This is a genomic window from Phaeovulum sp. W22_SRMD_FR3 (assembly GCF_052113705.1).
Classification (GTDB): Bacteria; Pseudomonadota; Alphaproteobacteria; order Rhodobacterales; family Rhodobacteraceae; genus JBGQOG01.
Map to the genome: position 1 here is coordinate 1 of NZ_JBGQOG010000002.1, position 13843 is coordinate 13843.

Here is a 13843-nt window from a genome sequence, read left to right on the forward strand (position 1 = left end):
CTGGTCAACAGCCCCGAGGCCTATATCGCCCGGGCCCAAGCCCTCGCCGCCGACCCCGACGCCCGCCGCGCCCTCGCCGAAGCCCTGCGCGACGCCGCCAGAACACCCCCTTTCGTCGACAGCAAAACCTATTCAAAAGACATGCAAAATGCCGTCGATCAGGCCTGTGAGCAGCTCTGAAAACAGCAGAAAAACGGCTTAGAAAGCACAAAACAGCCGCGGGCTTGCTTAGCAAATCCTCACCATAAAACTCTCAATTCGAGAGAAGTTCCCGACCGCCCTGCGCACCGCCTTAACCACTTTTCGCTAGACCTGATGGCGGTGAAATTGGTGCATTGTTGAAGGGTAAGGGGATGGCTGGGTTACGCCATGTCACGACGCTGCAAAGCGGCGGCGTGGAATTTATGTCCGGGATCACGGATCTCGAAATTGGTCGGATCGGCGATGGTGTACAGCTTTTTGCCACCTCGCATGCCCGAAGCGGCGGTCTGGCGGCCTTTTCCCTGCAGCAGACAGGGGCGGCGGCGGCGCTGGATCAGCAACTCTACGGCAGCGGCGTCCTCTATCAGTCGACACCCCGGCTTGAGATCCTGCACATCGGTGGCAAGGATGTGATTTTGCCCAGCGGCGTCGCGCAAGGCTATTGCGGCGCCTATGTTTTGCAAGATGACGGCAGCTTCGGCAGCCGCGCCAAATTTGTCAGCGGCGCCCTCCCCCCCAGCGATCTGGAAGCCGTGGCCGCCGCCTCGGTGGGCGGGGTCGACTATGTCGTCGCGTCCCGGGCAGGGCAGGCCGGACTGCAGGTCTATGCGCCGGGAAGCGATATGGCGCTGCGGCTGCTCTCTTCGGCGAACAGCGCCGGGCCGGGCGCGCCGCTGACGGAACTGCATGTGACCGAAATTGCGGGCCAAACGCTGATTCTGGGGGTGTCTGAGGCGGGCAACCGGATTGAAAGCTACCGGCTTTCGGCCGATGGTCAGCTGGCGCTGGCCTCTCAGATCGGCAGCCAAAGCAGCGGCATCGGTTTTGACGCCCCGACCGCGGTGGCGACAGCAGAGATGCTGGGCCTGACCTATGCGGTGGTGGCGGGGGCGGGCAGCTCTTCGCTGACCGTTTTTCGGGTGACCCCACAGGGGGTTCTGGTGCCGCAGGATCATGTGATCGACGGGCTGACGACCCGGTTTCAGCATCTGACCGATGTCGCCACGGTCACCCTCGACGACCGCGTCTTTGTGGTGGCGGGAGGCGGGGATGACGGGCTGAGCCTGTTCACCCTGCTCCCGGATGGACACCTGCTGCATCTGCAGACACTGGTGGACGACGCCGCGCTGAGTCTGGCGCATGTCAGTGCCCTGGCGGCTGCCGAAACCGATGGCCGCGTGCAGGTTTTTGCCGCCAGCGGCACCGAAACGGGCATCAGCCAGTTTGATCTTGAGGTCGGCGATCTTGGCATCACCCGTTGGAGCAATGCGGCGCAGATCACCGGCAGCGGCCAGAATGACATGTTGATGGCGGGCGCCGGCACCTCCCTTTTGTCGGGCGGGGCCGGCGAGGATATTCTGATCGCTTGCGCCACCGCTCTGGGCGACCTGCAAATCTGGGGCGGTGACGGGGCCGATATCTTTGCGTTGCAGGCCAATGGCCATGTCACAACGGTGATGGATTTCCAGCCGGGCATTGACCGCCTGGACCTGAGCCTGTTTCCGATGCTCTACACTGTCGCGCAATTGCAGGTGACGATGACCGCGCAGGGGGCGATGCTGCAATTCGGACAGACCTTGATCAACCTGATCTCGGACAGCGGCATGAGCCTGAGCCCGGCACTGTTCACCACGGATTCGCTGATCACCCTGGCGCATTACGCGCCACCGTCGGCGGCGGAAATGCTGACCGGCACCGCAAATGCCGAGGCGCTGGCCTTCACCACCGCCTATGGCACGATCCTGGGCTATGGCGGCAATGACACCTTGCGCGGTGGCTATGGTGACGATGTGATCGGGGGCGGAAACGGGAATGACTGGATTGATGGCGGCGAGGGAAGCGACAAGCTGTGGGGCGGCGCGGGCAATGACACGCTGATCGGGGGCGGGGGTGATGATCAGCTGCACGGGGGCGGCGGAGGATATGCGTCGCTGATCGGCGGCAGTGGCAATGACAGCCTTTACGGCGACATCGGGGCTGACTTTCTGAACGGCAACGACGGGAATGACAGGCTGTACGGCTATGCGGGCGCGGATACGCTCTATGGTGCGTCGGGCGATGATGTTCTGGCCGGGGGCGGTGGCAATGACCGGCTTTATGGAAACGACGGCAATGACCGGCTCTACGGCAGCGGCGGCAATGACTTTTTCTCGGCGGGCGACGGCAATGACAGCTGCTACGGGGCCGACGGGAATGATGTGATCTACCTTGGGGCGGGCGCTGATTTCGCAAGCGGCGGCAACGGCAATGACGTGATCTACGGCGGGCCGGGCAGCAGCCGCATCTACGGGGGCGCGGGTGATGACACCCTGGTGGCAGGACCCGGACATGACGTGATGACGGGCAGTGCGGGCGCGGATTGTTTCGTCTTCACCTCTGCCGCCCGCGCGGGCATCGGCTCAGACCGCGACATGATCACCGATTTTCAACCCGGCATCGACCGGCTGGACCTGTCGGCACTGCACATGACCTATATCGGGGGGCAGAGCTTTCACCACACCGAGGGAGAGCTGCGCTTTGCCGCCAATCTGCTGATTGGCGACGTCGATGGCGACGGCATCCCCGACTTCGTGGTCGATATGACGGGCCTTGCCCAACTCAGCGCCGCCGATCTCATCCTGGGATAGGGCGGCACCCTTCAGGCGTGCATGATGTCCATGTGATGGGCAATGGCGCTGTCAATGTTGTCATGCATGTGCAACTGCCCCTCCTCAAGCACCATGCCGATGGTGCAGAGCCGCCGCATCATCGGCATCGAATGCGACACGACAATGGCGCCGCTGCTTTTCATCCGATGGTGGAACACCGCCTCGCTTTTTTCCTTGAAAGCGGCGTCGCCGACGCTCGTCACCTCATCCACCAGATAGGTGTCAAAACGAATGCCCATGCTGCACCCAAAAGCCAGCCGTGAGCGCATCCCCGAGGAATAGGTGCGGAACGGCAGGTGAAAATGCGGGCCAAGTTCGGCGAAATCCTCGACAAACGCGACCAGCGCATCGGTATCCACCCCATAGATCCGCGCGATGAAGCGGGTGTTTTGCGCGCCCGACAGATCCGGGTGAAAACTGCCGGCAAAGCCAACCGGCCAGGAAATCGAGCCGTCCGAGACCACGCGGCCCGAACTGGGGTTCATGGTGCCCGCAATCATCCGCAAAAGGGTGGATTTTCCCGCACCGTTGCGCCCCAGAAGCCCGATGGAAACCCCGGCGGGCAAGACGGCATTGATGCCATCCGCCACCGTTTTCACCTGCCCCTGCACCCGGAAGGTTTTCGTCAGATTCTCCAGTCGGATCATGCGATCACCGCCTGTCGCGCACGCTGTAATAGATCAGCACGCCGATCGACCATGCCATCAGCAAAAAGAAAAATGCCATGCCGCCCAGCGTCCAGCGTTGCGGGAATTCCGAACGCTCGGCCCGCGTTGGCTGGATATGCGCCGCCAGATACCGCGATTTGCGCTGCGCCTCAGCCAGTGCCCCATCATAGCCCGCCAGCGCCGCCCGATAGGATTCCTCGGCAAACTGCCGGTCGACGCTCAGCCGTTCATATTCCGCCATCAGGGTAACATAGTCTTCCCCGCCGGGACCCTGCCCGCCTTTGCCAAACTTCTGGCGCTCTTGCGTGATGCGGCTTTCGATCACATCAATCCGCCGCTGCGCCTGGGTGATCCGCGGGTCATCGGCGCGCGCCGAGGCGATGAGCAGGTCCAGTTCGATCAGGCTGGCGGCCAGCTGCTCTTGCAGCGTGTTCAACACCCCCATCTGTCCCTGCAGATCGGCCTGCGGATCCACCAGCTGATTGCGCAGACGGAATTCGGTGACATCGCCGCGCGCCTGTTTCAGCCGCTCGACCGACCGATCCATCTCTTCCCGGGCATAGCGGGTGGCATCCTCGCGCGCCTCGTTGGACAGATCGTTGATCATCTGGGTGCTTTCCTCGAGGATCGCCGCCGCAATGTTCTGCGCATCCTCCGGATCGAAGGCCAGCACCTGCAAGCTGATCAGCCCGGACGAGGTGTCATAGGTGATCTTGACCGAATGCTCCCACTGCTTTTGCAGATCCTCGATCGTGCCGCTGGGGTTGTAGGCGAAGACCGGGTCCTGCGGCCATGCCTTGGAATAGAGCGTCACAAGATCCAGTTTCCGATTGATCCGCTCAACCAGTTCCTGACTGCGGATAAACTCATAAAGTACATCCGCATCCGAACTGGAGGCACCGGAGAGCTTGGAAATCCCCCCCAGGAGATCCAGCGAGCTTTGGTATTGCTCTTTGCGGATCGAGAAGGCGACGGTGGACGCATATTGATCGCGGGCGAAAATCCACAGATAGGCCAGACAGAGAAAGCTCGGCACCAACACCACCGCCAGAAAGCTCAGCGCCAGCCCGCGGTGACGACGCTCAATCTTCGCGGGTCCGGCGACGGGCCGGGTCTCGATCACTTTGGGCGCAACCGGCGCGGGATTGGCCCGCTGTCCGCCAGCCGCAGCAGCACCTGCGCCGCCCGCTTTTGCACCCGCTTGTGCACCGGGGGCCTGTGCCCGCGAGGCCGCGGCGGGCCCTGTGCCCGGCTGACGTGCTGCGCCGGGCCCGGCACCACGCGCTGCCCCGCCTGCCGCTGCGCCCTGCGCACCGCCTTGTGCGCGTTGTGCGCCAGCCGGTGCGCCGCCCTGCGCCCCAGCCGCTTTTTGCCCGGCACCGCCGCCGGGGGCTGCCGCCTTACCAGCGCTCTGCCCCGCAGTCTGCTCGGCAGTCTGCCCCGCTGCCCGCACAGGCGCGGCCGCCGATTGGGCTGTGCCCGTTGCCGCCGACGCCGGTTGCTGTGCCGCAGGTCCGCTCGCGCCTGTTGCCTCTGACGCGGTGGTGGCCCGTGGTGCTGGGGTCCCGGCAGTGTCGATCGCATGAAGAGGGGCGGAACCACCGGCACGTCCGGCGGATTTCGGGGCATCTGTCACAGGTGTTCTCACTCCAGAATGCGGAAACGTGGAAATCCGCTGCCGGGTGTTTTATTGCATGATCTGGCGTGCTAGTTCCAGTCACGTTCATGGAGATGCGACGATGCAGGCGCCACCGATCCTCGAGGCTCTGGAAAAGGATACGTTGCGGGCCCGTCGCTTCCGCTCGTCGCGCACGATCTTTGCGCTGGTATTGCGTGAGATGGCAACGAGTTATGGGCGTTCCCCCGGGGGCTATCTCTGGGCTATTCTTGATCCGGTTCTGGCGCTGGCCCTGTTGTCGATCATCTTTTCACTGGCCTTCAGCGCCCCTTCGATTGGCACGAGCTTTCCGCTGTTTTACGCGACGGGCTACCTGCCTTTCATGATGTTCAACGATGTCGCCAACAAGATGGCGACATCGATCAACTTCTCGCGGCCGTTGCTGGCCTATCCGGCGGTCACTTTCGTCGATGCGCTGGCCGCGCGCTTTTTGCTGAATGTCCTGACGCATCTGATGGTGGCCTATCTGGTGTTTACCGGCATCATCCTGTTGATGGATGTGCCGGTGCAGATCCATTTCGGCGCCATTCTGGTCAGCCTCTATATGGCCTCCATTCTCGGGATCGGCATTGGCACGCTGAACTGCTATCTGATGACCGCCTTCCCGATCTGGGAGCGCAGTTGGCAGATCGCGACGCGGCCCCTGTTCATCATCTCGGGTATTTTCTTCATCTACGACGACATTCCCGCCATGGGCCAGGACATCATCTGGTACAATCCGCTGATCCATGTGGTCGGCATGATGCGGCAGGGCATCTATGCCACCTATGATGCCAGCTATGTGAGCGTAACCTATGTCACCGCGCTGTCGCTGGGCTGTCTGACGATGGGCATGCTGCTGCTCTGGCGTCATCATCGGCAATTGCTGGAAAGCTGACACCGGATGATCCTGTACCGTGTGACCCGCCTGTATCAGCGCTTTCGCGCGCAAAATCTGCGGATCAATGGGCCATTGCCCGCATCTGGGGCCGCCCGCAGGGGGCAGGTCACCCGATATGCGATGATCGGCAACCGCCTGCATGTTGAGGGTGTCAGCACCGCCCCGCTCGTCAGCCTGCACTGCGGCACGGACACCGTGTCACAACGGCCCGGGAGCGCGGCACCGGGCACCGGTTTTGCGCTGGATCTGCCGCAGGGCCCCGGCGCGCTGTCTGTGCAGTTCGAAGAGCCGGGCCACCCGCCCGAGATTGTGCCGCTGCGCGCCCCGGCGGCCGCCGCGCGCCGTTGGGCCGAGGCCAAGCTGGTGGCGCAATTGCTCCGGCGGCTGATTACCGCTTTGCCGCTGATCTGGCGCTGGCGGCAAACCCGCGATCCGGCCCTGCGTGCCGACATTCGCGCGGCATTGGGCCTGTGGGTGCAGCCCGCCACGGGTGCGCTGCAGGAGGCGCTCTTTGACCTGCCCCAGACGGCAGTCCCCGCCCCGCGCCCGGAGGTCACGGCGGTCATTCCGGTCTACAACGGGTTTGATCTGTTGCCCGAAGTGCTGGACCGCTTTGCCCGCAATAGCGATCTGCCCTGGCATCTGATCCTGATCGAGGATGCATCGCCCGACCCGCAGGTGCTGCCCTATTTGCGCGATTGGGTGGCCGCACGCGCGGTGGAGCGTCCCGGTGCCGTGACGCTGATCGAGAATGCCGAGAACCTCGGCTTTGTGGCCAGCGCCAACCGGGGACTGGCATTGGCGGCAACACGGGGTGGTCCGGTGCTTCTGATCAATGCCGATGCGATGTTGCCCGAGGGCTACGCCAGCCGGATGATCGCCCCGCTGATGTCGGATCCGCAGATCGCCTCGGTCACCCCGATGTCGAACGAGGCCGAGATCTTCACCGCGCCGGTGATCTGTCAGGGCCTGCCGCTGCGCCCGGGGATGGGCGACGCGATCGACCGGCACGCCCGCAACCTGTCGCCCGCAGCCGCATCGGCCACCGTCCCCACCGGCGTCGGCTTTTGCATGGCGATGAGTGCCGACTGGCTGCGCCGGGTGCCGCAGTTCGACATGGCCTTTCACCCGGGCTACGGCGAAGAGGTTGACTGGTGTCAGCAGGTCATCGCGCTTGGCGGGCGCCATCTGGGCTTGGGCAATGTCTTTGTCGAGCATCGGGGCGGGGCCTCGTTCGGATCGGTGAAAAAGCAAAAGCTGATCGCCGGGCATGCAGCGCTCATCGCCCAGCGGCACCCGGGCTTTGACTCGGCCGTGCAGCAGTTTCTGGCCGAGGATCCGCTGGCCTCGCCCCGTCTGGCGCTGGGGCTGGCATGGGCGGCGCAGGAGTGGCGCGCGCGCGATGGCGGGCCGCTGCCGATCTATCTGTGCCACGCCATGGGCGGCGGGGTTGAGATGTATCAGACACGGCGCATCGCGCAGGATATTGCGCGCGGCGGCGCGGCGGTGGTGCTGCGCGTGGGCGGGCGGCTGCGCTGGCGGCTGGAACTGCATTGCGCGCAGGGCGTCACCCGCGGCGAGACCGAGTCTTTCGCGCTGATCGAGGCACTGCTGGCGCCGCTGCGCCACCGCCATATCCTCTATGCCTGCGCCGTGGCGGACCGGGATCCGGTCTCGGTTCCCGCGCATCTTTTGCGCCTCATACGTGACAGCGATCAGCTGGAAATCCTCTTCCACGACTTCCTGCCGCTCTCGCCCTCCTTCACCCTGCTCTCGGCAGATCAGCGCTTTCACGGAGTGCCGGGTCCGGAGGACCGCAATCCCGCACATCAGTTCCGGCGGGCGGACGGCACTGAGGTGCCGCTGTCGGAATGGCGGGCGGCCTGGGGGGCATTGGCCGATCGCGCCGACCGCCTGACCGTTTTTTCACAAGACAGCCGCCAGCATGTCCTGACAGCCTGGCCGCAGCACCTGGCCAAGCTCTGCGTCACCCCGCATCAGTTGCACCACCCCGTGCCTATGATCGAGCCTGTCAGGGGCACGCCGCCGGTGATCGCCGTTCTGGGGAACCTGAACAGCCAGAAAGGCAGCGCCCTGATTGCGGAAATGCAGCGGCAGTTGTCCCGTGACACGGAAGGCCTGTCGCTCGTGGTCATTGGCGATTTCGATCCCGCCGCACCGCGCGCACCGGGCCTGAAGGTGCATGGCCCTTACACGATCGCGGATGTGCCCGTTCTGACGCGTCGGTATCGGGTGCAGGGCTGGCTGATCCCCTCCATCTGGCCCGAGACCTTTTCCTACACGACGCATGAAGCCCTCGCGACGGGCCTGCCGGTCTATTGCCTGGATCTGGGCGCGCAGGCCGAGGCGTTGCGTGCCGCCGGTCAGGGCGATCATGTGATCGCCCTGCACCAGGATCCGGCGGCGCAGGCGGCGGCGGTCATCGCCCGCCTGCGCAAAGATTTCTCCTGAGCGCCGCCGCGTTCACAAAATGAAATCGGCAGAGGTCAACCCGGGCGCTGCGCTGAGCAGGATGGCGAAATCGGCCGCGCCATCACCGTCCTGATCCACGCTCAACAGGCCACCATCGTAGCGCATTTCGCCAGCGGTGCCGTGGAAACCGGCCGCATCGATAAAATTGGTCACGCCCAGCCCCTGCAGGTCGATATGGTCGACGCCCGAGGTGAAATCGGTGATCGTATCGCGCAGACTGCCCAGCCCGACGGTACCGGTCGCAAAAATGAAACTGTCAGCCCCCACGCTGCCGGTCATGACATCTGCGCCGGTGCCCGCCCAGATCTGGTCGTCGCCGCCGCCACCATAGATGGTGTTGTTCCCGGCAACCGCGTGGATTTCATCGTTGTTCAAGCCACCCGACAGCAGATCATTGCCACCACCGCCCCAGATGGTGTCGCGTCCGGCCCCGCCGTAGATCGTGTCATTGCCCGCACCACCCGACATCCAGTCACCGCTGCTGCCCGCCTGGATCAGGTCATTGCCCGCATTGCCGCTGATCGTGTTGCGGCCCGTGCCGGTGCCGTTGATCGTCTCATTCCCGGCTCCACCGACGAAACTGTCCTGACCGTTCCCCAGCCAAACGCGGTTGTTCCCGGCCTGCCCGTAGACAATGTCATTGCCGTTTCCGGCACCGACAATGTCATCGCCCGCCCCGGCATAGATCGTGTCATTGCCCCTGCCGCCGGTGATGCGGTCCAGACCATTGCCCCCGGCGATGAAATCCCCCCCGGTGCCCGCGGTGATGTTGTCATTGCCGTTGTTGCCGTACAGCCGGTTGGTGCCCGAACCGCCGCCGACGATCAGATCGGCCTGGGTGCCCCCTTGGATCGTGTCGTCACCGGTGCCGCCATAGAGGCTGTTGAGGCCGCTGGAGTCGGTCAGCAGGTCATTGCCACTACCGCCCGACAGCATGTCATTGCCGCCATCCCCTGCCAGCGTATCGTTCCCGGCTTCGCCATAGAGCGAGTCATTGCCGTCGCGTCCGGCCAAACTGTCGTTGCCATTGCCCGCGAACAAGCGGTTATCAACGCCATTACCGAAAATCCGGTCATCGCCCGCGCCGGTATAGACGCGCTCGATCAAAGTGCCGAAGGCGATGGAGAGATTGCCGACGAGGCCATAGACATCCGAGATGCCGCCCTGCGCCAGGCGCACCGTTTGCGCCGCACCGCTCGACCGCAGATCCAGCGTGTCATATCCACCGTCATCGACGATGGTCCAGGCCATTTCATCCCCCAGCGTTCCCGCCGCGCGCATGGTGCTCAGCCGGGAGTAGGTCCCGCCCGCAGTGCTGTTGTCACCGTAAACCGTATTGCCGGTGCGCAAGGTGCCGCTGCTGCCGTAAAGATCGCGCATGGCCAGCAGATCCGAGATCATAGGTGTGGCGATATAGGCATAGCTGGCGTTGACATAGGTGTTGTCGCTCTGGTCGAAATACGACATGACCGTCGCCTGCCAGCTGTCGTTCAGATAGTCATTGTCGATGCCATAATTGGCAAAGCCGTTGTAATTGCCCGCATGACCCAAGCCCAGAGCATGACCGATCTCGTGCATGTAGGTCTGCATCGAATAGCTGTTGAATCCGCTGCCCTGCGAAACAAGCCAGTTGCTGTCGACATTGACGAAGGAGCTGACAACACGCGTCCCCGACGTGGTGGAGGCGGCATAGGCGCCGCTGTCATCATCATCGATGGTGATGTCGATACTGGCGCCCCCGGCGGGCGCGGTGTTGAAGCGGATGCCGGTCAATGTGGTCCAGGCTTCCAGTGCCCATTGCGCATGCTCACGCCCCGCGGCACTCAGGCCCGAGAGGTCAACGGTCAGCACATCTCCGGCCGCGATGTCATAGGACCGGACGGATTGCCCGCTGTTTTGCCAATAGCCGGTGGTCAGCTGGTCGGCGATTTGCTGGGCGGTGTAGATCGGCACACCCGTCGCACCCGCGGCCAGGCCGAGCGTGTAGCCTCCGGTGCGGCTGTCCGCATAGGCCGCGGCCTCGACGTAATATGTCCCCGTCACGCCCGCCGTATAGGTCAGCATGGAATTGAGGCCGACCCCACCATCGTCATCATAGCCGATCTGGTTGCCCGCGCTGTCATAGAGCCGCAGATAGGTATCGCTGACCGGCGTCGCGCCCGCCCCCGTCAGGCTGATCGTGTAGCTCTGCCCCGCCACCAACGAAACCCGCACCCAGTCGCGGTCGCCCGCGCTGCTGAGCGTGCCGGAAAAGCTGTCGCCGACGCCCATGCTGTAGAGGGTCGCGACGGAGGCCGCCGCATCACTCGCTTCGGAATAGGCAGCGGAGGCAACGCCCGGTCCCGTTGCCGCCTCCAGGGCACAATCAGGATCGTAAGGGCGCAGAGCTTGGCAAATCACACACAAAAGAGAGGCCTTTCAAAAAATCAACAGTCACGTCAGTGTCGTCAGCTAGTGCGCCGCAGTCAGTGCGAAATTCGCCGCCGTGACAAGGCTGCCCGCGTAATTTCGCAGCACCGCTGCCGGCATCGAGGCGGCGTCTGTCACCGACAAATCCAGCACCGGGCCCAAAACCGTCGTGCCCCCCTGATGCCAGAGCAATCTGGCGGAAATATGATGATCGGCCAAGGTCAGGATTTCCAGCCCGACCGCCCCTTCCGTCAGCGCGGCATCGGGCGCCAGCGGCATCATGCGGACGCCGTAGCGTGCGCTGATTGCCTGCGCAACATCGCGGCACAGATCTGCCGCGGCACCCGCCTGTGCGGCCGCCGGGCGCGGCGCGCATTGCCAGGGCACGGTGGCATCCGCAGTGCCCCCCGCCGCGGCCTGAGATGCCACCGCCATACTCCAAAGTGCCACCAGCATATGCCGCATCCGTCTATCCTCTGATCTCGGCCGCAGGGTAGCATTAACGGGCAGAAAGTTGCAGATCAAGTTTGCGAGGGGCGGGAAACCTCTCGACGCAGCGGGCCTCCCCTGCTACCCGAAGACCAAGAACATTGACCTGCCCCATCATCCCGTTATCTTGCGGGGTATGGCTGTCCGCGCCTTCCGGCTGGGCCACTAGGAACTTGGATCGGTAATGAAAAGACTTCGCGCCCGCCGTGTTTTGCCCCTGTTTGCCGTGTTGTTCCTGGTGGGCTGCTCGCTGCCGCGGGGCGCTGCCATGGAAAGTGAAATCCTCCGGTCCGCCAATTCGGCAAATGCCGACTTCCGTGTGGTGCCGGTGACGCGGGAGAATGTGGCCAAGGTCAGCCTCTGGCCGCGGGCGCAGAGCGTGGAATACCGCAGCTGGCCCCGCAGTGGCCGGGGCGGCATGAGCCCGATCATCGCCGCGGGCGACACGCTCAATCTGGTGATCTGGGAAAACGCCGACAATCCGTTGTTGACCTCGGGCGCGCAAAAATCCGTCGAGATGAATGAAATCATCGTCGACAACACGGGCAAGATCTTTCTGCCCTATCTCGGATCCGTGCGGGTCAGCGGCCAAAGCCCGGAGGCGGCGCGCGATTCCCTGCAGCAAAAGCTGACCGGCGTGCTGACCTCGCCGCAGGTGCAGCTGACGGTGAAACAGGGGCGGCAGAACACCGTGGATCTGGTGGGGGGCGTGGCGCGCGCCGGCAATTATCCGCTGCCCGATCAGAATTTCACCGTGCTGGGCCTGCTCAGCGCCGGCGGCGGCATCACCGGCGCCCTGCGCAACCCGCAACTGCGCCTCGTGCGCAGCGGCGCGATCTATGGCGTCTCCGCCAAGGACCTCATGTCCGACCCTTCGCTCGATACCGTGCTGCGCGGCCGCGACAAGGTGATCGTGACGGAAGACGACCGGTATTTCCTCGCATTGGGCGCGTCCAGCTCGCAAAAGCAGATTTATTTCCCGCAGGACAAGGTCACGGCGCTGGATGCGGTGACGCTGATCGGTGGCGTACAGGCGCAGCGGGGAAATCCGAAGGGCGTGCTGATCTTGCGGGAATATCCCGCCAGCGCGCTGCGCAACGATGCCAGCGGCCCGGACCGGGATCGGGTGATCTTTTCGCTCGATCTGACCTCGGCGGACGGGCTCTTCAGCGCCGGGCGCTTCCCGATCGAACCGAATGACCTCGTGCTCGCAACGGAATCGCCGGTCAACGGTCTGCGCACGATCATGGGGCTGGTCACGCAGGGGGCGGTTGTCGCCGACCGCCTCGACGGGCTGTAAACCAGAGGCTTAAAGCAGGCCGCGCCAGGCAGCGAGCCAGACCGCCAGTCCGGCCAGACGCGTCTGACGGTACAGGCCCAACCGCCGCAGCGCCCGCACGCGGGCCCATGCCCCCGGCAATTGTCGCATCGCGGCAAATTCCCTCAGCAGGCGCGCATTCTCCGGGGTGAGCAGGGACTCACATGCCGCAAGCGCAGCGATATTCCGGCCGATCCAGTCGCGAAACACGCCGCGCCGGATTTCGCGGCTGCGCACCAGCGCCGACCTGAGCGTGTCATTGCGTCCCATCAGGTTGCGCGCGTGCTGGCGGTAGAGCAGCACCGGCCGATCATCGCGCACCACGCGGCCCCCGGCACCGATGATCAGCTGATACAGCCACCAGTCATGGGCGATGATCCCGGCATGATCCGCCGCCGCCGCCGCCTTCTGCACCAGATCAAGCGCCGGACGGTTCAGCACGATGGTGTTGCCCGCAGCGACATTTTGCACCAATGCATTGGCAAAACTGAACGGGCGAGGCCAGATCGGCGAGGGTCCGATCTTCGTCAGCGCTGCGTCGCAGATCATCGTGCGGGCACAATAGAGCACCGGCACCGCGCCGCCCTCCTGCCGTATCCGCGCCACTGCCTGCGTCAGTTTCTCCGGCAACCAGACATCGTCATGATCAGCAAGCGCCACATAGGGCACATCGGGTCCGGCCGCGCGCAGGAGCGCCAGGAAGTTTTGCGCAAACCCCCGCCGCGGCCCGGGGAGGATCTGCACCGAATGCTGCGGGTTTTGCCGGGCGAACGCCTCGACCTGCACGACGCTGCCATCGGTGGCGCCATCATCGCCAACGAGCAGCGACCAACCGGTCATGGTTTGCTGCAACATGCTGTGCAACTGCGGCTGCAGATACGGGCCCGCATTGTGCAGGGCCATCAAGATCGTAACCTCGGGGGACATTGACATTGCTACCGGCTCATCTGGCATTCCTGCCCCTCTATGCGGCCGCAACCCGCCACTGTCGAGGCATCTCGGACCGCCTGTTGACCGCGTCCGGCGCGTGCAAGCCCCCCGGGGATCTGCGCGAAGGCC

General features: G+C 64.2%; 10 protein-coding genes. 5 read left to right on the forward strand and 5 right to left on the reverse strand.

The window, feature by feature from the left end; all coding sequences use genetic code 11:
* Nucleotides 1–180: hypothetical protein (locus ACEN2S_RS02275; protein ID WP_441861854.1), on the forward strand; the 180-nt coding region annotated here is incomplete at its 5' end.
* A 173-nt stretch (nt 181–353) separates the two neighbouring features.
* Nucleotides 354–2828, forward strand: a complete 2475-nt coding sequence (locus ACEN2S_RS02280) for a calcium-binding protein (RefSeq protein ID WP_441861857.1) — start codon at nt 354–356, stop codon at nt 2826–2828.
* Between the two features lie 11 nt (nt 2829–2839).
* Here the strand turns inward: ACEN2S_RS02280 and ACEN2S_RS02285 are convergent, their stop codons facing one another.
* Entirely contained in the window at nt 2840–3496 is a 657-nt protein-coding gene (locus ACEN2S_RS02285; protein ID WP_441861860.1) for an ABC transporter ATP-binding protein, read from the reverse strand.
* 4 nt (nt 3497–3500) lie between these two features.
* Nucleotides 3501–4640: a sugar transporter gene (locus ACEN2S_RS02290; protein WP_441861862.1), complete on the reverse strand. Its 1140-nt coding sequence runs from the start codon at nt 4638–4640 to the stop codon at nt 3501–3503.
* Nucleotides 4641–5256: 616 nt separating this feature from the next.
* Between ACEN2S_RS02290 and ACEN2S_RS02295 the strand changes: the two genes are divergently transcribed.
* Both ACEN2S_RS02295 and ACEN2S_RS02300 read left to right on the forward strand, forming a co-directional pair.
* Entirely contained in the window at nt 5257–6072 is an 816-nt protein-coding gene (locus tag ACEN2S_RS02295) for an ABC transporter permease (RefSeq protein WP_441861864.1), read from the forward strand.
* A 6-nt stretch (nt 6073–6078) separates the two neighbouring features.
* The gene (locus ACEN2S_RS02300; RefSeq protein ID WP_441861866.1) at nt 6079–8547 is read left to right on the forward strand and encodes a glycosyltransferase; all 2469 of its coding nucleotides are present in this window, start codon (nt 6079–6081) and stop codon (nt 8545–8547) included.
* Nucleotides 8548–8559: 12 nt separating this feature from the next.
* On the opposite strand, the gene ACEN2S_RS02305 is transcribed toward ACEN2S_RS02300, so the two are convergent.
* On the reverse strand, nt 8560–10968 hold the full coding sequence (locus ACEN2S_RS02305) for a M10 family metallopeptidase C-terminal domain-containing protein (RefSeq protein WP_441861868.1): 2409 nt from the start codon (nt 10966–10968) through the stop codon (nt 8560–8562).
* 51 nt (nt 10969–11019) lie between these two features.
* Nucleotides 11020–11442 carry a hypothetical protein gene (locus ACEN2S_RS02310; RefSeq protein ID WP_441861871.1) on the reverse strand — a complete coding sequence of 141 codons (423 nt, stop codon included), beginning with the start codon at nt 11440–11442 and terminating at the stop codon, nt 11020–11022.
* Nucleotides 11443–11650: 208 nt separating this feature from the next.
* Here ACEN2S_RS02310 and ACEN2S_RS02315 point away from each other — a divergent pair, with 208 nt between their 5' ends.
* Nucleotides 11651–12766, forward strand: coding sequence for a polysaccharide biosynthesis/export family protein (locus tag ACEN2S_RS02315; protein ID WP_441861873.1), 1116 nt, complete (start codon nt 11651–11653; stop codon nt 12764–12766).
* 9 nt (nt 12767–12775) lie between these two features.
* Here the strand turns inward: ACEN2S_RS02315 and ACEN2S_RS02320 are convergent, their stop codons facing one another.
* Entirely contained in the window at nt 12776–13717 is a 942-nt protein-coding gene (locus ACEN2S_RS02320) for a glycosyltransferase (protein WP_441861876.1), read from the reverse strand.
* Nucleotides 13718–13843 lie beyond the last annotated feature (126 nt).

Coding starts and splice junctions, on each gene's coding strand:
- ACEN2S_RS02280 (WP_441861857.1), top strand. CDS start 354: ATGGCTGGGTTACGCCATGTCACGACGCTGCAAAGCGGCGGCGTGGAA.
- ACEN2S_RS02285 (WP_441861860.1), bottom strand. CDS start 3,496: ATGATCCGACTGGAGAATCTGACGAAAACCTTCCGGGTGCAGGGGCAG.
- ACEN2S_RS02310 (WP_441861871.1), bottom strand. CDS start 11,442: ATGCGGCATATGCTGGTGGCACTTTGGAGTATGGCGGTGGCATCTCAG.
- ACEN2S_RS02300 (WP_441861866.1), top strand. CDS start 6,079: ATGATCCTGTACCGTGTGACCCGCCTGTATCAGCGCTTTCGCGCGCAA.
- ACEN2S_RS02315 (WP_441861873.1), top strand. CDS start 11,651: ATGAAAAGACTTCGCGCCCGCCGTGTTTTGCCCCTGTTTGCCGTGTTG.
- ACEN2S_RS02295 (WP_441861864.1), top strand. CDS start 5,257: ATGCAGGCGCCACCGATCCTCGAGGCTCTGGAAAAGGATACGTTGCGG.
- ACEN2S_RS02320 (WP_441861876.1), bottom strand. CDS start 13,717: ATGTCAATGTCCCCCGAGGTTACGATCTTGATGGCCCTGCACAATGCG.